This window comes from Desulfosoma sp. (assembly GCF_052743555.1).
Genome location: NZ_JBRAHS010000001.1, coordinates 105,285 through 125,299 on the forward strand (window position 1 = coordinate 105,285; position 20,015 = coordinate 125,299).

At 58.1% G+C, this 20,015-nt stretch carries 22 protein-coding genes and 2 pseudogenes; 5 read left to right on the forward strand and 19 right to left on the reverse strand.

The window, feature by feature from the left end:
* Nucleotides 1-4: 4 nt before the first annotated feature.
* From pheA to hypA, 14 genes and pseudogenes are all read right to left on the reverse strand, one after another.
* Nucleotides 5-1,126 (reverse strand): prephenate dehydratase, encoded by a 1,122-nt coding sequence (pheA, locus tag ACUVSA_RS00465; RefSeq protein ID WP_445891372.1) that lies wholly within the window; start codon nucleotides 1,124-1,126, stop codon nucleotides 5-7.
* Nucleotides 1,126-2,121, reverse strand: a complete 996-nt coding sequence (locus ACUVSA_RS00470; RefSeq protein WP_445891371.1) for a 3-dehydroquinate synthase II — start codon at nucleotides 2,119-2,121, stop codon at nucleotides 1,126-1,128. Before ACUVSA_RS00470 ends, pheA begins: the two co-directional genes overlap by 1 nt.
* A gap of 690 nt (nucleotides 2,122-2,811) precedes the next feature.
* Nucleotides 2,812-3,255, reverse strand: a complete 444-nt coding sequence (locus ACUVSA_RS00475; protein ID WP_445891370.1) for a PPC domain-containing DNA-binding protein — start codon at nucleotides 3,253-3,255, stop codon at nucleotides 2,812-2,814.
* Nucleotides 3,256-3,334: 79 nt separating this feature from the next.
* Nucleotides 3,335-4,468, reverse strand: a complete 1,134-nt coding sequence (locus ACUVSA_RS00480) for a radical SAM protein (protein ID WP_445891369.1) — start codon at nucleotides 4,466-4,468, stop codon at nucleotides 3,335-3,337.
* Between the two features lie 660 nt (nucleotides 4,469-5,128).
* Nucleotides 5,129-6,139 (reverse strand): hydrogenase expression/formation protein HypE, encoded by a 1,011-nt coding sequence (gene hypE, locus ACUVSA_RS00485; RefSeq protein ID WP_445893384.1) that lies wholly within the window; start codon nucleotides 6,137-6,139, stop codon nucleotides 5,129-5,131.
* A 56-nt stretch (nucleotides 6,140-6,195) separates the two neighbouring features.
* Nucleotides 6,196-6,753 (reverse strand): hydrogenase formation protein HypD, encoded by a 558-nt coding sequence (gene hypD, locus ACUVSA_RS00490; RefSeq protein WP_445893385.1) that lies wholly within the window; start codon nucleotides 6,751-6,753, stop codon nucleotides 6,196-6,198.
* On the reverse strand, nucleotides 6,698-7,324 hold the full coding sequence (gene hypD / locus ACUVSA_RS00495; RefSeq protein WP_445893386.1) for a hydrogenase formation protein HypD: 627 nt from the start codon (nucleotides 7,322-7,324) through the stop codon (nucleotides 6,698-6,700). Before hypD (ACUVSA_RS00495) ends, hypD (ACUVSA_RS00490) begins: the two co-directional genes overlap by 56 nt.
* A 22-nt stretch (nucleotides 7,325-7,346) precedes the next feature.
* A pseudogene (locus ACUVSA_RS00500) lies at nucleotides 7,347-8,393 on the reverse strand (Kae1-like domain-containing protein).
* A 60-nt stretch (nucleotides 8,394-8,453) separates the two neighbouring features.
* Nucleotides 8,454-8,840, reverse strand: coding sequence for a Sua5/YciO/YrdC/YwlC family protein (locus ACUVSA_RS00505; RefSeq protein WP_445893387.1), 387 nt, complete (start codon nucleotides 8,838-8,840; stop codon nucleotides 8,454-8,456).
* Nucleotides 8,747-9,274, reverse strand: coding sequence for a Sua5/YciO/YrdC/YwlC family protein (locus ACUVSA_RS00510; protein ID WP_445893388.1), 528 nt, complete (start codon nucleotides 9,272-9,274; stop codon nucleotides 8,747-8,749). The genes ACUVSA_RS00505 and ACUVSA_RS00510 overlap by 94 nt, the downstream gene beginning before the upstream one ends.
* Nucleotides 9,275-9,340: 66 nt before the next feature.
* Nucleotides 9,341-9,445: a hypothetical protein gene (locus ACUVSA_RS00515; protein WP_445893525.1), complete on the reverse strand. Its 105-nt coding sequence runs from the start codon at nucleotides 9,443-9,445 to the stop codon at nucleotides 9,341-9,343.
* Nucleotides 9,442-9,900, reverse strand: a complete 459-nt coding sequence (locus ACUVSA_RS00520; protein ID WP_445893526.1) for an acylphosphatase — start codon at nucleotides 9,898-9,900, stop codon at nucleotides 9,442-9,444. Before ACUVSA_RS00520 ends, ACUVSA_RS00515 begins: the two co-directional genes overlap by 4 nt.
* Nucleotides 9,794-10,426, reverse strand: a pseudogene (gene hypB, locus ACUVSA_RS00525) (hydrogenase nickel incorporation protein HypB); the annotation flags it as partial. The gene ACUVSA_RS00520 and the pseudogene hypB, both read right to left, overlap by 107 nt.
* Nucleotides 10,427-10,429: 3 nt before the next feature.
* Nucleotides 10,430-10,786 carry a hydrogenase maturation nickel metallochaperone HypA gene (gene hypA / locus ACUVSA_RS00530; RefSeq protein WP_445891392.1) on the reverse strand — a complete coding sequence of 119 codons (357 nt, stop codon included), beginning with the start codon at nucleotides 10,784-10,786 and terminating at the stop codon, nucleotides 10,430-10,432.
* A 295-nt stretch (nucleotides 10,787-11,081) separates the two neighbouring features.
* Here hypA and ACUVSA_RS00535 point away from each other — a divergent pair, with 295 nt between their 5' ends.
* Nucleotides 11,082-12,062, forward strand: a complete 981-nt coding sequence (locus ACUVSA_RS00535; protein ID WP_445893389.1) for a cation diffusion facilitator family transporter — start codon at nucleotides 11,082-11,084, stop codon at nucleotides 12,060-12,062.
* A gap of 89 nt (nucleotides 12,063-12,151) precedes the next feature.
* Here the strand turns inward: ACUVSA_RS00535 and ACUVSA_RS00540 are convergent, their stop codons facing one another.
* The gene (locus tag ACUVSA_RS00540; RefSeq protein ID WP_445893390.1) at nucleotides 12,152-13,117 is read right to left on the reverse strand and encodes a methionyl-tRNA formyltransferase; all 966 of its coding nucleotides are present in this window, start codon (nucleotides 13,115-13,117) and stop codon (nucleotides 12,152-12,154) included.
* A gap of 710 nt (nucleotides 13,118-13,827) precedes the next feature.
* Here ACUVSA_RS00540 and ACUVSA_RS00545 point away from each other — a divergent pair.
* Nucleotides 13,828-14,946, forward strand: coding sequence for an enoyl-CoA hydratase/isomerase family protein (locus ACUVSA_RS00545; protein ID WP_445893391.1), 1,119 nt, complete (start codon nucleotides 13,828-13,830; stop codon nucleotides 14,944-14,946).
* 203 nt (nucleotides 14,947-15,149) lie between these two features.
* On the opposite strand, the gene galE is transcribed toward ACUVSA_RS00545, so the two are convergent.
* From galE to ACUVSA_RS00565, 4 genes are all read right to left on the reverse strand, one after another.
* Nucleotides 15,150-16,115 (reverse strand): UDP-glucose 4-epimerase GalE, encoded by a 966-nt coding sequence (galE, locus tag ACUVSA_RS00550; RefSeq protein ID WP_445891362.1) that lies wholly within the window; start codon nucleotides 16,113-16,115, stop codon nucleotides 15,150-15,152.
* Nucleotides 16,112-16,732 carry an orotate phosphoribosyltransferase gene (gene pyrE, locus ACUVSA_RS00555; protein ID WP_445893392.1) on the reverse strand — a complete coding sequence of 207 codons (621 nt, stop codon included), beginning with the start codon at nucleotides 16,730-16,732 and terminating at the stop codon, nucleotides 16,112-16,114. Before pyrE ends, galE begins: the two co-directional genes overlap by 4 nt.
* Before the next feature lie 9 nt (nucleotides 16,733-16,741).
* Nucleotides 16,742-17,890: a cysteine desulfurase family protein gene (locus ACUVSA_RS00560; protein WP_445893393.1), complete on the reverse strand. Its 1,149-nt coding sequence runs from the start codon at nucleotides 17,888-17,890 to the stop codon at nucleotides 16,742-16,744.
* Between the two features lie 224 nt (nucleotides 17,891-18,114).
* Entirely contained in the window at nucleotides 18,115-18,357 is a 243-nt protein-coding gene (locus ACUVSA_RS00565; RefSeq protein WP_445893394.1) for a hypothetical protein, read from the reverse strand.
* A 132-nt stretch (nucleotides 18,358-18,489) separates the two neighbouring features.
* On the opposite strand from ACUVSA_RS00565, the gene ACUVSA_RS00570 reads away from it, so the two are divergent.
* From ACUVSA_RS00570 to ACUVSA_RS00580, 3 genes are all read left to right on the forward strand, one after another.
* Nucleotides 18,490-18,909, forward strand: coding sequence for a hypothetical protein (locus ACUVSA_RS00570; RefSeq protein WP_445893395.1), 420 nt, complete (start codon nucleotides 18,490-18,492; stop codon nucleotides 18,907-18,909).
* A gap of 81 nt (nucleotides 18,910-18,990) precedes the next feature.
* Nucleotides 18,991-19,536 carry a metal-dependent transcriptional regulator gene (locus tag ACUVSA_RS00575; protein WP_445891357.1) on the forward strand — a complete coding sequence of 182 codons (546 nt, stop codon included), beginning with the start codon at nucleotides 18,991-18,993 and terminating at the stop codon, nucleotides 19,534-19,536.
* Between the two features lie 24 nt (nucleotides 19,537-19,560).
* Complete coding sequence (locus tag ACUVSA_RS00580) at nucleotides 19,561-19,779, forward strand: hypothetical protein (protein ID WP_445893396.1); 219 nt, start codon at nucleotides 19,561-19,563, stop codon at nucleotides 19,777-19,779.
* Nucleotides 19,780-20,015 lie beyond the last annotated feature (236 nt).

Sequence of the window (20,015 nt, forward strand, 5' to 3'; positions counted from 1 at the left end):
GGCATCACCCTCCAAATCTCGCCCGCTCCACATCAAACCGAATGGGACTCATGGGATTGGCTCTGGGGTAAGAACCCAGCACCTTCAAAAAAGTGGTCCGCTCCGACGCCTCATTTAAGGCAGCGCGCACGGTTTCATCCTGTTCATGCCCGGCGATGTCGGCAAAGAATAAATACTGCCAGGGATGCACTCGGTTTGGACGCGATTCGATACGGGTCATATTCAGACCGTATTGAGTGAAGGATTCCAACACCTTATAAAGAGCTCCCGGTTTGTCGGCCACGGCGAAAAGCAGCGACGTCTTGTCGTCCCCCGTGGGGGCATTGTCCTTGAGGCCCAACACGATGAAGCGCGTGGTGTTTCCCGGGTGGTCTTCAATGCGTTCGGCCAAAATGTAAAGCCCGTGATTTTCGGCCGCCTTGGTGTTGCAAATGGCGGCCGCCTGCGCATCCATGGCCGCCGATTGAGCGGCCCGAGCCGTGGAAGCGCATTCAAAGATCTCCAGGCCCCTCAGATTTTCCGAAAGCCATCGGCGGCACTGGCCCACTGCGTGCGGATGTGCGTAGATCTTTCGAACCGCTTGCAAGTCTGGCGCCTTTGAGCACAAGCAGTGGGCCACTTCCAGATAGCATTCGCCCACGACACGCACAGGCCTTTCATACAGGAGATCCATGGTCTGGCCGATGCCGCCTTCCAGGGAATTTTCAATGGGCACCAGAGCCACATGGGCCAAATTTTTGCACAAGGTATCAAAGACATCCAGCAGTGTGGCCTGCGGCGTATAGTGCGCGGTATGGCCGAAAACGGAAATGGCGGCCAGGTGCGAATAGGTCCAATGGGGGCCGAGAAAGGCCACCTTGAGGGGCTGTTGCAAGGTTCTGGAGGCGGCCAGAATCTCCCGATAGATGGCCCGCACCGATGCATCGCTCAACGGACCCGCATTGTTTTCCACCAGCCGCTTGCACACCGCCTCCTCGCGCCCGGGGTCGAAGGTGTTGAGCCCCAGTTGCGCCTTGATCCGTCCCACTTCCTGCACCAGGCGCATACGCTGGTTGAGCAGATCCAGAAGGCGCAAGTCCAGTTCATCAATCGCTTGTCGGTATCTGGATAAAGGATGCTCTTTCATCACCGCTCCATTATGGTTTCCGAAACCGGCATACCGAAGTGGCGGGCTTCGGCGGACAGGGCCACACGAAGGTGTTGACCGATCTGCAGCTGGGTCACGGACAAGGCGCCGCCGTCCGCGGCAGTCAGACAAATGGTTTCGGCATTCTGTAACAGAATGCTTCCCGAACGGTTTCCATGGACGGCTTCCACCAGCACCAAAGGGCGCCTTTCGATCTTGGATCGGCCCACCACGGCTTCCGTGGCGTTTCCTGAAGGGTCCACCACGAGGACTCGATCCCCGGCTTTCAATTCACACAGGTAGCGCGTGCGCCCTTCGGGCACTTTCACGTAGGCGTGAACGGCGCCGGCGTTGATGCGAAAGGGCCGCGGAGCCACATAGGGATTCTGACGGGTTTCGGCCTGCACATGGAACAAAAAGCAGGCACTGTTGCCCACCAGAGCCCCTTGGCCGTCCTGCATCATGAGGCTCGTGTCCAGGCACACGCGATCCCCGAGCCCTACGGGTCTTACCGAGACAATCTCCGCATCCACCAGATCCTCTGAAGGTATGGCGGCATGCACCCGATGAGCCCATCTTTTCAGGGTCGCCGGGTCCGGGGCACGCAGGATCACTCCGGAAACCCCTTTTTCCAAGATGCCCAAGGCCGTCTCCAACCGGCTTTCCGAATCCACGGCCACCAGCAGTCGACCGGAGCGGGCCACAAGGTTTTCCAGGGGCAGGATCTCCCAATCGGCATGCATCACCGCCACGGGAAAACCGAGACCCAAGAGCCGAGCCGCATTCTGCTCGTCTTCCGGGCCGCGCACACTGACAAGATGCACATCCCGACCGGGCACCCAATCCCCGTCGTCGCTCACCACCATGAGGCGCCCTAAGGTTCGAATCCTTTCCGCCATGCCCTCAGGCGCCACCACAGCGCCCGCACCCGCTTCGAGCGCCGCCGTGGCCATCTCTTTGTCCCAGCGGTCCAAATGCACCCAGACTTCCTTCACTTTTCTCTCCCTTGTTGGAACGACCGAGAATCCCCCATTGACTCTCCGCTCAGAACCAACCTTTTCCTTCCTTGCCATATCGAGCGGGAAAAACATAAAAAAAGCCGGGGGCTGAACCCCCGGCCTCGGTTGCGCTACACCTTTTCATGCCGCGACCTCTCAGGGGTCAGCCCATAGTCCCAGCCTAAAAAAGTACGCGCCACAAAATTGTCGGCTCATGTGTCCCATGACGGCTGACCCTCTCTGATAAAGATCACATGCTTTGTAGGAAACCGCGACCTTCCCTGTCAAGGACTATCTCACACGGGTCGTTGAGGATGCCGAAGCGCCGCTAGGCACGAGAAATCATCGCGGCCGGCATTGCTTCCACTGAAGGTGTTCTCAGACAAGCCCATCAGCAACATGTCCGAAAAGGCCTTCCCTCGGCGTTCCCATAGGCCCACATGCGTCCAAGCGAAACCGCGACCTTTGTGGCCGTTCCTCGCGGTCCTCTTGGCTGAAGGATCGCGTCCTCGCGGTCCTTTCGACCCGACTGGTGTGTTTTTCTCGAAGGGACCGAATCCTGCCGCTCCGCACATTCGTAGCACTCCCCCCGGCCTTTTCTCGGTGAAAGATCACACAGCGGACGCGCCAAAGCGCGCCCTTTCGAGCACGGACATAGCTCAGGGCACATTGACGCCGCTTTGGGCTTCAGACACTGAGCAGGCTCAGGCCGCTGACGGCATCCTTTGTGCGCACGGCACGGCTGCCAAGAATTTCCAAAAGGATCACTTCGCCCACTAGCCAGACGGTTACGCCTGCCCGCGTGCACCCCACGGAAGCTCCACCTTCACGACCTGAGGCCCCGTGCATGTGCAGAACGGGATTTCCTTTTTCGTCAGGAAAGAGTGTTCCCACCGCCAAGATCTCTTGGATGCCGGAAAGCGTATGCACGAGCGGCACAATCTCTCGGCCCCGTCCGGCTTCCGGACCCACCACAACCCGGCTTCCATCATCGATGCCTCCCAACAAAATGGCCATGGCCCTCTGGACGCCTTTTTCCCGTGCAAAGTTTTCAATAACCTCGGGAATCTTCTCCCCTTCTTCCAGCCGCAGCACAAACACTCGGCCCACCTGCCCTTCATCGTAGCGCATCTCGCCCTCCCCGATGGTTCATCAAAAAAATTTTCTCCATTCTGGATGTCAGGCGCCCATGTTGCCATGGCACCCAACGCTAGCACAGCAGGTGCCGATTGGCCAGCCGCACTCGGCGCAGCCCTGCTCGACGTGCGGCTTCGAGGCACGCTTCAGCTTCCGCTTTGGAAGTGGTGGGAAAATCATTGAGAACGAACTGGGGGGCAAAACCCAGGAGAGCATAGGGAATATCGGGGTTAAGATTTGCGATGAACCGAGCGAGGCGCGACACTTCCCTTTCTCCCACATAGCCCGGCACTAGAAGCGTGCTGGCGATCAGCAAGGGAGGATCGGGGCGCATGGGAACCCATTGGGAAAGCTGAGTGAAGTTCTCCAGCACCTGACGGTTGTCTGTCCCGCACAGAGCCCGATGGATATGGGGATCCCAAGCTTTGAGGTCCACCTTGATACAGCCGCCGGATTCCAGGGAGAGCTGGACCATGGGTCGAAGCCAGCTGGAATGCATACTGCCGTTGGTTTCCCAGCAAACGCGAAGAATTCGACTGGATCGTGCTTTCACGGCTTCCTTGGAAAACCGCAGAGCAAAGGGCAACTGAGGCACCGGATCACCACCGAAAAAGCAAATGCATGAAGTGCGCTCCGTCACCGCCGGCAGCATCTCCTCCACGGCCAACCTCGGCTTGCCCGCTGGTGTCGCCCGTTTAAAGGTCCAGTTTTGACAATAAAGACAGTTGAAATTGCAGGCCTCAAAAAAAACAGCCAAGTTGTACCATCCCACTTCTGGCCCTTTGGCCATGCTGAAATGGGGATACCCTACGCCGGTGCCTCCGGCACAGACCCAATCCGCCACGCAGTTGGTGGGTAAGGGATCGTGATAATAGGACACCGCCGCCACAAGGCGCCCGTCACGGCGCAGACTTTCCATGTCCCCGGTGCGAACGCCGCAATACCCCCATTGTCCTTGCGTCATGCGGCATTGATGGTGACACAGTCTGCATTGGGCTCCGATTCGTACCTGAGGCACTTCCTCAGGCAGTTGGAAACGCGCCCGGGATTTGCGATGAATGGCATCCACCAGGGGTCGAGCTCGCTCCCAGTCGTGCACGATGCAGTGGGCACATACGCCGAGGCCGGAACCCGCGCCCTCCACCTGATGACCACAGACGCGACAGCGAAATCCTCGCGATCCGCCGGTCAGCCATGCAAGCCCCACGGCTCCTCCCCTCCTGGCATCACAGCCCGCCGCGCACCTTGAGAGCCCGTTCGAACATGCCGTCCGACAGTTCTTGGGCGCGGATCAAGCATTCGCGCTCCCACGCTTTCAAAGGGTCGGTCATGCGGCCGTCCGCCAATGGCCGGACGGGGCGCTTTCCACCTGCCCGCATTCTTCCATCACCCTCACCTTGGATTGTGAAAACAACGCATCGCCGGTACAGCACGCCTTCCGCTCCCTGCTGGCTTCTTCCTCAATAGGAGTTTAGCCCACAAGCCAAAAGGCCGACAAGGGCCGGGGGCCTTTTGCCCAGGCCTTGGCGGCCGTGAAAGCTCATCTCAACAGACCAAGCGGTTTTCCTCTGAGGAGCCTGTCCGAGAACACCTTCGTTAGGAGCGGCGCAAGCCGCAAGGCCCTATCGCGCCCTGCGGCGTTCCTAGAACCGCAAGCCGAAAGGACACGGTCAAGCCATTGTCAGAGACGCCCCTCTGAGGCACTACTTGGCGTCAGTCTGTGGTGGTCCCTTTTCTCAGTGGGCCTTCTTTTTCAGGCCCTGTGGGAACCAATTTTTCCAAGCCGCGAGAATGCCTGGAGGCGCCATAGGGTCCTGCGGCGTGCGCCGATCTCTCTCAGATCAAACTTGTGGCCAAGCTCTTGCGTTTAACAGATGCGCGGCAGGGGTTCGCCACGAAGCATGTCCACGATACGGTGACCACCGATGCGGGTGCGTAAGGTGACTCGACCAGGATTGTCGGCGAGGACCTCTCCAATCAGTGCGGCATTGCGTCCCAGCGGATGCCGCCGCATGGCGTCCAGAGCCTTTTCGGCTTCTTCTCGTGGAAGCACCACCAAGACTTTTCCTTCGTTGGCCATGTAGAGCGGATCCAGACCCAAGATTTCACACGCTCCCGCCACATCCGCTCGAATGGGCAAAGCCTCTTCAAAGAGCCGAATACCCACGTGGGACTGGCGCGCAATTTCATTCAGGGTCGTGGCCACACCCCCTCGCGTGGGATCGCGCAACACATGGACATGAGAACACGCCTGCAAGATGACAGCGGTGAGGGTGTGAAGCGGCGCGGAATCACTTTGGATATCGCCTTCCATGGAAAGGCCTTCGCGGGAACACAGAATGGCCGTTCCATGATCACCGATGGTGCCGTTGATGAGCACGGCGTCGCCCGGACGGGCGTTTTGTCCTCCCCCCGATATCCCCGGCGGAACAATACCGACGCCGGCCGTGGTGATAAAAATCTTGTCCCCTTTGCCCTTGGGAACCACCTTGGTGTCTCCGGCTACCACGACCACACCCGCCTTTCGAGCCGCTTCGGCCATGGAGGCCACAATGGTTTCCAAAAGCGAGAGATCCAGCCCTTCTTCCAGAATAAAACCCGCCGTCAAAACCATGGGGTGAGTGCCGCTCATGGCCAAATCATTGACCGTTCCATGAACAGCCAGCGATCCGATATCTCCCCCGGGGAAAATGACGGGATCCACCACGTAAGCATCGGTGGTGAACGCCAGTCGATGTCCGAAGATCTCCATGACCGCACTGTCGTTCATGGCATCGAGAAACGGGTTGCTCAAAACCGGGGCGAAAACCCGCGCCACCAGTTCATGGGTCGCCCGACCTCCACTGCCATGATCCAACAACACTTGCGTTTCCTTCACCGCCCTATCTCCCTTTCAGCCGCTTGCGCGAGGTGGATCATTCTCGGCCTTCACGGTCAGTACCTCTCTTCCAGATCCAGATTTAGGCCATCGTACGCGTATTTGAAATAGGCACCACAGGTGCCTTCACTGGACACCATGCACGGTCCTTTGGGGTTTTGCGGCGTGCACACTCTTCGAAACAGAGGGCACTGCGGGGGCGCTAGGGTCCCTCGCAGCACATCCCCGCAGCGGCACGCGGGATCTTCACGAACGCTCAACATGGGCACGGCGAACCTCCGCGTGGCATCAAACCGAGCCCATTCCTCACGGAAAGCCAGTCCGGAATGGGCAATGGCCCCCAACCCTCGCCAGACGGCGTTCGCCGAACGAAACACCTGGGCCAGGAGCCTCTGTGCGGCTGTGTTCCCTTTCCAGCTGACCCCGCGCCGATATTGAACGTCCACGCGCGCCTCCCCGGAAAGGCGCTGCTGCACCAGCATCCAAAGCCCGTGCAGAATGTCCAGCGGTTCAAAGCCCGTCACCACACATGGCATTCGATATCGGGCCGCCACGTCTTCATAGGCTTTGGCGCCGATAACCGTCGTCACGTTGACCTGGGCATAGAAACCCATCCAGCTGAAGGTCCCTGGACGACAACAGGGTTTCCATGGCAGGCGGCAGGAGCTTGTGCACGGAGAAGACAGAAAAATTTTCAATTCCTTGACGATCGGCTATGGTCACAGCCGCCGCCACCGTCGGGGCCGTGGTTTCAAAACCAATGCCGATAAAAACCACTTCCTTGTCCGGATTTTCCTGGGCCAAGGTCACGGCGTCGGTGGCACTGTAGACCATGCGCACGTCGGCCCCTTGAGCCCTCTGCTGAGCTAGGGAGGTACGGGATCCTGGAACGCGAGGTAAGTCCCCAAAGGTCGCTACGATGGTGTTGGGCTGTGAGGCAAACCAGATCGCCTTGTCGATATCTTCGGCAGCCGTGACGCACACAGGACAGCCTGGCCCGCTGATGAGTTCCACCGTAGCGGGCAAAAGCGGTCGCAGTCCGAACCGAAAGATGGCCACCGTATGGGTGCCGCAGATTTCCATGAAGCGCATGGGCGATTGTCCTGCGCATCGCGTTTTAAGCTTTGCCAGAAGCGTGCGCGCCAGATTCCCGTCTCGGAATTCATCAATGTATTTCAGGGCCATCACATGCCTCTATGCCTGAGAATCATTCTGAAATCTTGCCCATCACCCGTCCAAAACGGTCTTCCATGCCGCCTTTGGCCGCCATACATCTTCCGATATAGGCTTGTCCCAGAGCAATGCAGGCATCATTGGGCGGCACCTGCTTATGCACCAGAACATGCCAACCCCTTTCTTGTAACCGACGCTGCAGGGCCGTGTGCAGGAAAACGTTTTGAAAAACACCGCCGCTGAGAGCCGCGGTGCGCAAGCCCGTCCCTTGCGAGAGAATGTCTAGAAGTCGAGTCAGCGCCACAACGAGGCCGCGGTGAAAGCGACAGGCCACCACACCTGGCTTTTCGTCACGAAGGAGATCCTTCTCGGCCTGAGCCACCAGAGGACGACTGTCCAAGACCCACAACCCTTTGTCTCGGTAGAGATCAACGCTGTAGACTTCAGGGTCTTCCTCGATGGCTTGTTCCAGCTCGATGGCCGCTTGCCCTTCATAACTGATGCGGTCCCGCACGCCACACAAGGAGGCCACGGCATCAAAGAGGCGCCCGCATGAGGAGGTTCACGGCGTGTTGATGTGCCGCCGCAGCATGTCCAGCACCAGCTGGCGTTCTTTTTTGGGCCAACGCTTCATCAGGGGCCCATAGCGCTCTTCCACCGCGTCTTGGGCCAAAACCCACAGGGCTCCCAGTGCAGTTCGCCACGGTTCCTTGACGGCTCGATCCCCTCCGGGCAATGGTAAATGAAAAAAACGTCCCAAACGACGGCAAACATCCCCATGCACATAAAGAAATTCCCCGCCCCACAGGGTGCCGTCAGACCCATAGCCCGTGCCGTCCAGGGCCACGCCAAGCACGGGTCCGTCGTATTTTCTCTCGGCAACCACCGAAGCGATATGCGCATGATGATGCTGCACGGCAATGCGATAGGGTCGATCCCCCCGCGACGGATCCCCTGTTGCCCCTGCACCGTTTTCGCACGGAAAAGGATCTGCGTGGGTTTCCGCCCACTGCGTGCTCAAGTAGTTGGGGTGAAGATCATGCACAATCCACGTGGGGCGCACATCCAGAATTTTTTGCAAGTGATCAATGGTTTTTTCAAAAGCTTGAAAAGTCTCCAGATTTTCCAGATCCCCAATGTGCTAGCTCACAAAGGCGTCCCGCTCTCGCGTGAGGCACACGGTGTTTTTCAGTTCGGCTCCGGTTCCCAAAACCACAGGGCCGGCACACGACAGGGGCACCGGCACGGGCACATACCCTCGGGCACGCCGAACGGGCAAGATGCCGCCGCATAGCCCTCGGACCACGGAATCGTCACATCGAATGTAGATCTCTCGATTGTGCATGAGAAAAACATCGGCAATGTCTCGAAGGCGTTCGCGGGCTTCGGCATTGTCCGTGACGATGGGCTCATCGCTTTGATTGCCGCTGGTCATCACCAACGCATCGTAGGAGCCGTCCTGAAAGAGCAACACATGCAGGGGCGTATAGGGCAAGAAGGCACCGAGGTAGGCGTTTCGAGGGGCCACCGAAGGGGCAATCCCGCGCTCGAAGATTCCGCATCGGATCGTTTACGAACCAAGACGATGGGCCGTTCCTTGGAAGATAACAGCCCCTCTTCTTCTGCACTCACGCAGCATACCCCTCGAACGGCTTCGAGGTTTCCAAACATGACCGCAAAAGGTTTTTCTTCTCGAATCTTTCGGCGCCGCAGACGAGAAACCGCCGCCTCATGCCGTGTCAACACGGCCAGGTGAAATCCGCCCAAGCCTTTGACGGCAACGATCTGTCCACCTTCCAGGTAACGCACGGCCTGCCGAACCGCCTCATCCCGTTGGGCCAGAACACGGCCCTTGGAGTCTTCCAACCACACGTGCGGGCCGCATTGGGGGCATGCATTGGGCTGCGCGTGAAAGCGCCGATTCAAAGGGTCTTCGTATTCGGCACGGCACGTTGCGCACATGTCGAAAGGCGCCATAGTCGTCTTGTGCCGATCATAAGGAATGTCTTGCACGATGGTGTACCGCGGTCAGCAGTTCGTGCAGTTGATGAAAGGGTACCGATAACGACGGTCTAGGGGATCCGCCAATTCCCGCAGGCAGTCCTGGCAGATGGCCGTGTCGGGTGAAATCAAGGCCGTGCGCAGGGAAGACGTCTCGCTGACCTTGATGTGAAACCCTGAAAGGCCTTTGTAGGGTTTTTCCTGAACCGTGATGGAACGAATGGCCGCAAGAGGGGCGCATCCCGTCGCAAGCTCGTGAGAAAGCCTTCCAGCGCCTCGTGGGAGCCTTCCAACTCCATTTCCACGCCTGTGGCGTCGTTGCGCACCCACCCCTTCAATCCATATCGATGCGCCGACTGGTACACGAAGGGGCGAAACCCCACGCCTTGAACGATCCCTTCCACTCGAATGCCGACACGCCGCTTCCCATGGGGCTCCGGCGTTAAGAAAGGTTTTTTTCTCCCGTATTCGGGCTTCCAGCCACGCTGTCCACGCTTCCAGCCCTTCTCCCGTGCGACACGATATATCGAAGATCTCTTGGGTGGGGTTGAGCTGCTTGGCTCTTTGGTGAATGGCTTGAAGATCACAATCCACGTAGGGAAGAAGGTCGACCTTGTTCACCAAAAGGACCGAGGAAATCTGAAACATGAGCGGGTACTTGATGGGTTTGTCGTCCCCTTCCGCTACGCTTAGTATGGTTACCTTGTCATGTGCCCCCAGATTGAATTCGGCGGGACACACGAGGTTGCCCACATTTTCGATGAGAAGCACATCCACGGCGTCCAGCTGCAGGCTCTCCATGGCGGTGCGGATCATATTGCTGTCCAGATGGCACGCGCCATCGGTATTGATCTGCACCGCTTGCACACCTTTGCGCTGCAGTCGCTCTGCATCAAAGGACGACTGAATATCCCCTTCGATGACCGCCATAGTGTAACGGCCCTGCAGGGCTTCGGCCGTGCGTTCCAACACGGAGATTTTCCCAGCGCCGGGAGAACTCATGAGGTTGAGGACCAGGATTTTCTTGGCATCGAAGATACGGCGATTTTCCTGGGCAAGTCGTTCGTTGACCTCCAGAATGTTTCGAACCACCGGAACTTTCATTTCCGCCATTGCTTAAGCTCCATCGTTTTTTCCTCGCCCTTCGATGGACATGACCGTCATCTCGCGACCACTGATGAGCGAAAGCCCTGAAATCACGGGGCCGCACTGAGGGCACATGTCAAGGCGATCCTCCATCTCAAACAGTTCCCCGCACAGAGGACAGCGCATCACCACGGGGACCGTTTCAATGTCCAAGGCGGCGTGTTCCGCCGGCGTACCCTGAGCCACCACGTGAAAACAAAAGCGCAGAGCTTCCGGAACCACGGCGGCCAAAGCGCCCACTTGCACGCTGATGCGATCCACGGCTTCCATGCCGTGCCGCTGGCATTCATCCAGAACGATCTCCAAAACACTTTGGGCGATGCTCATTTCGTGCACGGCCTGGTCTCCTCAACTTAACGACCCTCGCCGAGGGCCGCGAGGTTGCGCCATTACTTTTTTTAAAGCATAGCGCACTTAACACAGGGCTGGAACAGGGTCAAGCTCGGCCCCGCAACTCAAAGGACATTTCAAGCCCCTGTAGATAGCACCTTTGGAATGCATGCCCTTCGTGGTAAGGTATTTTGACTTTCACGGTAGGGTTCGATATCGTCAGTGCAAAAACGGCCTGGGCTTTTTCAAAGATCATGGGAAGGCCTCAGGCCCCATGTCTTCAAGGCGCACGATGATGGAAGATCACGCACAGCGCAGACGTCTTCAGGCCATTGCTCTCTCCTTGACACTCAGCAGTCTCTTAATGGCCGTCAAATTCTACATCTACTTTCTCACTCACTCGGCAGCCGTGCTTTCCGATGCCTTGGAGTCCATCGTCAATGTCATTGCCAGCGGCTTTGCGCTCTGGAGCATCTTCCTGGCCGCAAAACCTCCCGATGCAGAGCACCCCTATGGTCACGGCAAAGTGGAATACTTCTCCGCTGGCTTTGAAGGTGCCTTAATCGCTGTGGCTGCCGTGGGCGTCTTTTGGAGCGCATGGCATCAAATCCACCGCCCGCACCCTCTGCCCAACCTGGATCTGGGCCTCTGGCTCGTTCTGGCCACTAGTGCCGTCAACGGCGCCCTGGGAGGCTTTCTGGTCACCATTGGGAAACACACGCATTCGCTGGCCCTTGTGGCCGACGGCAAACACATCCTGACAGACGCTTTCTCTTCGGCCGCCGTCGTCCTCGGCCTCGGTCTGGTCAAGTTCACCGGATGGTACTGGATCGATGGGGCCGTCGCCGCCCTGGTGGGTGGGCACATCCTCCTGTCCGGACGTTCGCTCCTGAAGACCTCCTTCGCCGGCCTCATGGACGCTTCAGATCCCCAGCTGCTTCGGGAAATCTCAGAACTCCTCGCCCAACATCGAAAAACCATCTGGATCGACATTCACAGGCTGCGCGCATGGCGCTCCGGCCGGCGGCTTTACGTGGATTTTCACCTCATCTTGCCGCGTCATCTGCCTCTGGTGGACGCCCACAGGGAAGTCGCCGAACTGGAAGAGCTGTTTCGGGTGCACTTTAAGGGAGCAGCCGAAGTGCTGGTGCACGTGGATCCTTGCCAGGATCCCGAATGCCCCATGTGCAGCATGCCCCAATGCAGCAAACGAAGCCACCCCAAGTCGGTGTCCACATTTTGGAGTCAAAGCCACCTGACCACGCGGGAATAACACCCACAAGGGCCTTTGGCCCCTTGCGCTGGGCTTCCACATGCTTGGGTTTGAAATCCATGCCATTGGAACAGCCTTGGGCTGAACCATCACCCACGGGAGAGCGAAGGACCATGACCAATGGGTTCAAAGGTGTCGCCGGCTTTGAGCCCGGTCGCTTTGGCAAAATCGGCCGCACTCACTTTTCCGGCTTCTTTGCTCTGCACCCTCTTGACAAGCAGCTCACCCAGCCCCGTTTGCACGGTGAATCCATCGGCGGTTACTGCCAGGACTTCTCCTGGGGCATGACTCGGTCGCTCCCAGATCTTTGCGGGTTTGGGAGCGGCTTCCAGAAGGATGAGACTGTTGCCCCGCCAAAGCGCTCGAGCCCCCGGCACGGGGAAAGCGCCTCGAACGAGATTGTGAATGGTTTCCGCGCCTTGGCGCCAGTCGATTGCCGTATGTTTGGGTTTGAGGGCCGGCTGAAAGGAAGCCAGGCGAGGGTCTTGTGGAATTCTCGGAGCTTTTCCTTCCCGAATGAGACGCACGGCTTCCGGCACCAGCTTCACGCCTAGGGGGTAAAGTTTATTGAAGTAAAGGCTCGCGGTCGTATCGTCCGGGGCAATGGGAACGGATTCCTGTAGCACAATGTCTCCTGTATCCACACCATCGTCGATGTAATGGATGGTCACTCCCGTTTGGAGTTCCCCGTGGATAATCGCCCAGGCAATGGCAGTGCCCCCGCGGTATTTGGGAAGAAGCGAGGGATGGTAATTGATAGCCCCGTGGGTGGCGACGTCAATGACATCCTTGCCCATGTATTGAGTGACGAAGACAAGGACAAAAAGATCCGGTTTTTTGTCTCGAACCCAATCCGCAACCTCCGGCCCCTTCAGGGTGCGCGGCTGTAAAAGGGGAAGACCACATTCCACAGCCAGCTCCTTGAAAGGGTTCGGCTTTTTGGCTTCCGGCACGTCAGGCACCGTCATGGCACCCACCACCTCTTCGCCACGATCCAGCAAAGCCTGCAAACAGTCCCGCCCAAAAGATGCCTGCCCAATGACAATCAGTCGCATACGCTCCCCCCCCTTAGACTTTCGTGCCCATACATTCTCTCCTGCCACGGCGCCGACGACGGACCGGCCCTCCTGACGAAGATTTTCGAAAGGAGCGAGGTGGTTATGGCGAACGGGAAGAAGTGGGATGCCGTCGAAAAATCCGGGTAAAAGAGCAACGGTTTTTCGTGGGAAAGGCAAGACGCACACGATCCGCAGGTCGGCGGTACACCAAACTTATCAACGCGTTAAGGTCCATGCAAGAAAAACGACGAAGGATATCTTGGGGAGCCTGTCCAAAAATGCCGTGTGAGGGTTTTTCTGTGCGTATCGAGGATTTGCACCGAGTCACTCAGCCCGTGTGAAGTGGGTGATGTGGTGTGGGGGCTTTTGTGCGTATCGAGGATTTCCAAGCGCTTTCAGAGGGACCACCTTCCAACTGTCCGCGAACGTGCGGACCGGCAGGAGGCGGTCCCTTCAAGGGGAATCGGGAAAGCTTCGCCCGGCCTAAAAAAGGACGCGCTCTTGCACGTGAGAAGCCGAGAAGCGCGACCCCCCACACTTTGAAGGCTTTCGCGCGTCACAATTCAATGATCACGATGGGCCATTTACGGTTGTCACGGCCGATGGCCAGAGGTATTGGCATGGGTGGATCAGCGCCGTTTTTTGCCAGGGGGATATTTTTCTCCCCATGGGTGGTAAAATTTTTACAAAGATCGAGGGGTGAGCCGATGGATTTTCCAACAACGGATGGCGAGGACCTCATACGCGTGCGACCCCTGAAGGCTTTGTGGCACATTGAACTGAATCGGCCTCGGGTCCTCAACAGCCTTTCCCTGGCCATGGTCCGCCAATTGGCCCGAGTGCTGGACGCCGTGCAACAGAATCCCCAGGTGCGATGCCTGCTGATCACCGGCAGCGGACCCAAGGCCTTTTGCGCCGGAGGCGATATCAAATGGGTAGCTTTGCAGGTTCGATCGGAAAACCGGGCTGAAGCAGAAGCGTTTTTCCATGAGGAATATGCCTTGGATTTGGCCGTCCATCGCTCCTCCAAACCGGTTGTCGTTGTGGCCCACGGCGTGACTATGGGCGGAGGGCTCGGGCTGGCGGCCGGCGCCGACATTGTGCTTGCCACCGAAACAACCCACATGGCCATGCCGGAAACACGCATTGGGTTCTTCCCGGATGTGGGTTCAACAGGATGGCTTTATGCCAAGTGCCCTGCCGGCTATCCCGAATATCTAGCACTCACCGGGGACGACGTCCTCGGATTCCATGCAGTGCGCGTGGGCTTAGCCACGCACGCCATTGAAAGCTATCGACTCCCTGACGTTCTTCGGGCTCTGCAAGACGCGGCTCCTGCATTGACGCCGGAACGCATTACGGCGCAAAAAGAACTCTTCGAGCTCATGGCATCGGTTACACGCCCTGAAGCCATCCCGGTGGACGCGGCCACGGATACGTGGGTGAGGTCCTATTTTGACGGCGTGTCATCTGTGCCTGAACTTCTGGAAAATCTTTCGCAATGCCAAATGCAAAGCCGCTTGTGCGAAGGCGTGTTTCGACGCCTTTCCGAAAGGTCGCCCACGGCCGTCGCCCTGACCCTGGCGCTCCTTAAGGTGCAACGCGGCCGTCCGCTCGAAGAGGTTTTGGCCATGGATGAGCGGGTAGCCCGATGGATCATTCAACACCACGACTTTTGGGAAGGTGTGCGGGCCCGTCTGATCGACAAGGACAATCGGCCGCGTTGGCACCCAGCCCGTTACGAAGAGGTTCGCTCCTTCGGCCCCCTTGATCCCTTTCTGCAAAATCCGCCGGGCCAGGAGCAAGCCCGCCGACCCATCAAGTAGGAGCGGCGTCCGCCGCGATTCCTTATGGCGCCTTGCCGCTCCAACAGCACCAAGGCGAGGGGACGTGGCACAGCTATTGTCGCACAAGCTCCTTGGAAGCACGTCCCAAAATGTGGATTTTAGCCAAATACGGCCTCAGATGGTTATCAGATTCGTTGACGGTGAACCGACAAGAACAAATTCTCGGACGACCTCATCGCGGCTTATGGCATTTGAAGAAAAGCCTGCTGTCGCGCCATGCCTTCGATGACTTTGGGCAGGGTTTTGAAAGGATGGTCGAACCACGTTTTCAGAAAGGTATTGTCGGCCACCAGTTCCGGGGGATCTCCGGGTCTTCTGGGCCTTTCCACGACGGTGACCGTGCGCCCCAGGCTTCGCTCCACAGCGCGCACCATCTGCCGCACGGATACCCCACTGCCTCGCCCCACGTTGGAAACCAGCCGATCTTGGCTTTCCAGCACATGCAAGGCCGCCACATGGGCTTCGGCCAAATCCAGCACGTCAACGTAGTCACGGACGGCGGTGCCGTCGGGGGTCTCGTGGTCTGTGCCGTAGAGATAAAAAGGAGCTCCAGTCAGAGCCGCGCGCATGAGGTTCGGCAGGACGTGGGTTTCAGGCTCATGACGTTCGTAGATTTCGCCGTCGGGATCGTTTCCCACCACGTTGAAATAGCGCAACATGGCCAACCGAATGCCCACCGTCGGAGCAACGGTTTCCAGAATTTGTTCGGCGTGCCATTTGGAAAGGCCATAGGGGTTGGTCGGTTCCTTGGGATGATCCTCCGCTATGGGGCTGGATTTCGCTTTGCCGTAAACGGCGGCGGAACTGGAGAACACCAATCGGCGCACTCCCGCTCGCGCCATGGCCTGCACTAGGGCAATGGTTCCTCGCACATTGTGGTCAAAGTACAGAGCCGGCTTTTGCACGGACTCTTCCACCACAGCCAAGGCGGCGAAATGAATGACGGCGTCCACTTTGAAGGCGCAAAGAGCCTGGTACACGGCTTCTTCGTCCCGAATATCCCCGTACACGAAAGGTCCGTAGCGAACCCACTCCACCCAACCGCGGCTGAGGTTATCCAAGACGATGGGGGTATGCCCACGGCGTCGAAGGGTCTTGGCCGTGTGCGACCCAATGTAGCCGGCTCCTCCCGTAACCAGAACGTTCATGATGCATCCCCTGCTTTTTGCCGGGCTTCGTGCAAAGCCATAATATCATCTCGAAGAACCAAAGCGTCCACGGCGTCCACTTCCTGTAGAATGTTTTCGCGGCCGTGCATTTCCTGGCGATCCACAAGGACAATGGCCCGCAGCACCTGAAGCCCCGAGGCTTTACAAGCCCGAATGGCCTGAAGAGTGGAGCCTCCCGTGGTGATGACATCGTCCACCACAACCACCCGGTCCCCCTCGCGCACATTGCCCTCCAGGCGCGCCGGAATCCCATGCCCTTTTTGCGCTTTGCGCACCACAAAGGCCTGTATGGGCTTGCCTCGCAGCCACGAGGTGTAGGCCACGGCATTGGCGATGGGATCCGCTCCAAGGGTGAGGCCCCCGATGCCTTGAATGCCCAAATCCTTGACGAGATCAAAAACCAGGTGGCCGATGAGCACCTGTCCCTCGGGATCCAGCGTCACACGCTTGCAATTGAAATAGAACCGGCTCATGGCTCCGGATACCAGCTTGAACACTGGAGTCTGTGCCACCTGAAAGGCTTGATTCAGAATTTTTTCCCGAAGCCGACGGCGCATGGCCTCCATGTCAGCCCACCGATTGGCGTCATGTTCCATGAAAACCCTCTATGTCTGGTCGCGAACCTGCCGAACGGCCCTTTGAATGATCGCCGCTGCCGTCTCCACATCTTCCCGGCGGGTAAAGCGCCCGACGGAAAACCTCAAGGTGCCCTGAGCCACCTCCCTGGGAACACCCATGGCTTCCAGCACATGGGAGATGCGCACCTGGTCGCTGTGACACGCGGCTCCTGCCGACGCGGCCACCATGGGCATGGCGCCCAAAAGCAAATCGACCGTTGTTCCCGGAAAGGAAACACTCAGGGTGTTGGGCAATCGTTGCTCCGGGTGGCCGTTAAGACGCGCCTCGGGGAAAGCTTTGAACAGGAGGTCCTGCAGACGATCACGCAGTGCCTTAAGGCGCGGTATCTCTTCGACGAGCTGATCTTTCGCCACAGCGGCGGCCATGCCCAACCCGACGATTTCCAGAAGGTTTTCCGTTCCAGGTCGAAGCCCGCGTTCCTGGCCGGCTCCAAAAAGGATTCTTTCCATCGGTGTTCCGGAGCGCACGTACAGGGCCCCCACACCTTTGGGAGCGTACAGTTTGTGGCCCGCTACGGTCAGGAGATCCACCCCCAGGTCATCCACATCCACAAACACCTTGCCGACGCTTTGCGCCGCATCCGTATGGACGATAATCCCTCGGGCCTTGGCAGCCTGCGCAATGGCCTTTATGGGCTGAATCGTGCCCACTTCGTTGTTGGAATGCATGATACTCACGAGCACCGTGTCCGATCGAAAGGCCGCCAGCACCTCCTGGGGATCCACCATGCCGTGCGCGTCCACGTTCACAAAAGTGACGTCAAAGCCCTCTTCCATGAGGGCCAGACAAGGTTCCAACACCGCGGGATGCTCAATGCGGCTGGTGACGATGTGGCGACCTTGGGCCTTGCGGGCGCGAGCCACACCGCACAGCGCCATATTGTTGGATTCGGTTCCGCCGCTGGTAAAGACGATCTCTTCGGGGCGTGCCCCCAGCAGCGCAGCGACGCGGGTGCGCGCCTCCTCCAGTATCTCTTTGGCTTTGCGGCCATAGGCATGAGTGCTGGACGGATTGCCAAAGACGGACTCCAAGCAGGGCCGCATGGCTTCCACAACCTTGGGGTCCATGGGCGTAGTGGCATTGTAATCCAGGTAGATGGGAAGACCCTCGTCCATGTCCTTGCCTGTCCTTCCACGCACTGTTGAGGAGCTTGTCTGAGAACACATTCCTTAGGAGCGGCGCCGGCCGCGACGGCTTATCGCGCCTTGCAGCGCTCCTACAGGATGAAGCGAAACGGCCCCGAAATGCTATTTTCGAATATGCTCCTTGAAGGAAGGGAGCACGGCGCGCCCGATGGCGGCTTAGGCCGATTCGACAAAAGACATTGTCGATGACGCGCCTAAACCTTCAGGGCTCCTTGGCGTTTCAGATCTTTCCATTCCCGGCGCGTGATGGGACGAAACTGGGCGCTCTTGCAGCGAGGACAGCCCATGTAGCGCCCGTCACTGGACAGGCGCCACAGGGTGTAGAGAAGTCCGGGTAGGAAAAGACAGCACCACAGGGCAATTTCTTTGGACCGCGAACCCTTCTGAAGCACAGCGGCTTCACCGACATAGTCACACGCAGCGCATTTGATCTTCATCGATTCTCCTTCCTTTGACGCATTGGCGCCCCTTTATAATTCCTGTTCACTGTGATATCAACCGCCAAATGGTTTTTTCGATGACCTCGAGCCCCCACGGAAAGGACAAAAACCCAAGACGGGAGAAAACGGATGCGGTCGGCCCTGCAGAGGCTCAGCGCGGTTTTTGCCGGAGGATGCCTGGGCGCTTTGGTCAATTCATGGCTGGCCTGGTATGCGGGCCAGGCAGGCGTTCCTCAGAAACTGGGTGTGGCCATGGCTCCCGTGTGGAGCAAGGCTTTCGTATACCCTCGAATTGTCTGGGGCGGTCTGTGGGGTTTTCTGTTTCTCCTGCCCCTGTTGCGAGGAGGCTTTCTCGTGGGGGTTTTTAGCCGATGCATTCTGTGGAGCCTGGGACCGACGGCCGCTCAACTGCTGTATTTTTACCCTTTCGTTTTTCATAAGGGATGGCTCGGCTTAGGCCTGGGATCCCTTACGCCTCTGTTCGTCTTCGCCTACAACGCCGTGGGGGGACTGTGCGCCGCATGGTGGATCTGGACGGCGGAAAAATGACTTAAATGCTCCTGCGTTTCTTGACCGGAATGTCTGTGCAAGGTATTTTCGGGCAAAAAACCAGGTGAGGATTGATGACCCATGTCCAACGACGCCGTGGAGGGGCTCTCAGCGAGCTTGGAAGACTACTTGGAGGTGATTTTCCATCTGGAAAATGCCCATCAAGCCGCTCGAGCTAAAGACATCGCTGATCAAATGAGCGTCCAACGCGCCTCCGTGACAGGGGCCCTGCGCGCTTTGGCGGGCCGAGGCCTTATCAATTACAGCCCCTACAGCAACGTGACCTTGACAGCCAAAGGGCGCCACGTGGCCCAGCAGATCATTCGGCGTCATGAAATCCTGAAAGATTTCTTCACCATGGCTTTGCGCCTTAGTCCCGAACAGGCGGAAGCCAATGCATGTCGCATTGAACACGCCATCGGGCCCGTAGCCTTTGAGCGGCTCGTGCAGTTTTTGGAATTTCTTAGGACCTGCCCGAGAGCCGGCCAGGACTGGCTTCAAGCCTTTGCCTCCTTTTGCCAAAAGTCGAAAAATGCGCCGGATTGCCCGGCCTGCGTGGCAAGATGTCTGGAAAAGCTGCGTGGGGAACAGCCCCCTCACGACCATGAACCTCTAAGAACCCCTTGAGACCGGTCGCCCAAAGGAGCTCGTATGAAAAAAATGTGGATTCAGCTGAAGCCCGATTGCGATGAGAAAAGAGTCCTTCGAGATCTGGAGGAAATCGGCCGCATCGAAAAAGACGCCTCCATTCCGGGAAAAATCATTATGACTTTTCACAACCAGTCTGAAGCCGGCATCAAAATGAGCAGTTTCAAGTTGCAGGAAGATTTCATTCACCTTTTTGAAGATTTCGATATGGTGCGACCGTAACAGCTGCAAGGCCCATAGCCGGTTTTGGTACCCCCTATTTCGGCCGCGGCGTGAGATCACCGCCTCCTGTAAGGTCCGGATTTCCGCCTTCCGTAGAGGCCATGAACACGCCTTGCGGAAATAAGACGGTATCTGCGTTTCCCCGCCATGCCTCGTACAATGGCTTCGCACAGGTCAAAGCTCCCTTCCGCCTCGCGCTTCTCGGTGATCTTACCTTGACAACATCACGCGATAAC

Excerpts from the sequence above, each read along its gene's own strand:
- ACUVSA_RS00575 (WP_445891357.1), top strand. The coding sequence starts at position 18,991 with ATGTCCAACGACGCCGTGGAGGGGCTCTCAGCGAGCTTGGAAGACTAC.
- ACUVSA_RS00560 (WP_445893393.1), bottom strand. The coding sequence starts at position 17,890 with ATGGACGAGGGTCTTCCCATCTACCTGGATTACAATGCCACTACGCCC.
- ACUVSA_RS00580 (WP_445893396.1), top strand. The coding sequence starts at position 19,561 with ATGAAAAAAATGTGGATTCAGCTGAAGCCCGATTGCGATGAGAAAAGA.
- ACUVSA_RS00540 (WP_445893390.1), bottom strand. The coding sequence starts at position 13,117 with ATGCGACTGATTGTCATTGGGCAGGCATCTTTTGGGCGGGACTGTTTG.
- hypD (WP_445893386.1), bottom strand. The coding sequence starts at position 7,324 with ATGGCCCTGAAATACATTGATGAATTCCGAGACGGGAATCTGGCGCGC.
- ACUVSA_RS00545 (WP_445893391.1), top strand. The coding sequence starts at position 13,828 with ATGGATTTTCCAACAACGGATGGCGAGGACCTCATACGCGTGCGACCC.
- ACUVSA_RS00565 (WP_445893394.1), bottom strand. The coding sequence starts at position 18,357 with ATGAAGATCAAATGCGCTGCGTGTGACTATGTCGGTGAAGCCGCTGTG.
- hypD (WP_445893385.1), bottom strand. The coding sequence starts at position 6,753 with ATGGGTTTCTATGCCCAGGTCAACGTGACGACGGTTATCGGCGCCAAA.
- ACUVSA_RS00510 (WP_445893388.1), bottom strand. The coding sequence starts at position 9,274 with ATGTGCGCAACGTGCCGTGCCGAATACGAAGACCCTTTGAATCGGCGC.
- ACUVSA_RS00535 (WP_445893389.1), top strand. The coding sequence starts at position 11,082 with ATGATGGAAGATCACGCACAGCGCAGACGTCTTCAGGCCATTGCTCTC.
- galE (WP_445891362.1), bottom strand. The coding sequence starts at position 16,115 with ATGAACGTTCTGGTTACGGGAGGAGCCGGCTACATTGGGTCGCACACG.
- hypA (WP_445891392.1), bottom strand. The coding sequence starts at position 10,786 with ATGAGCATCGCCCAAAGTGTTTTGGAGATCGTTCTGGATGAATGCCAG.
- pheA (WP_445891372.1), bottom strand. The coding sequence starts at position 1,126 with ATGAAAGAGCATCCTTTATCCAGATACCGACAAGCGATTGATGAACTG.
- ACUVSA_RS00570 (WP_445893395.1), top strand. The coding sequence starts at position 18,490 with ATGCGGTCGGCCCTGCAGAGGCTCAGCGCGGTTTTTGCCGGAGGATGC.
- ACUVSA_RS00475 (WP_445891370.1), bottom strand. The coding sequence starts at position 3,255 with ATGCGCTACGATGAAGGGCAGGTGGGCCGAGTGTTTGTGCTGCGGCTG.
- pyrE (WP_445893392.1), bottom strand. The coding sequence starts at position 16,732 with ATGGAACATGACGCCAATCGGTGGGCTGACATGGAGGCCATGCGCCGT.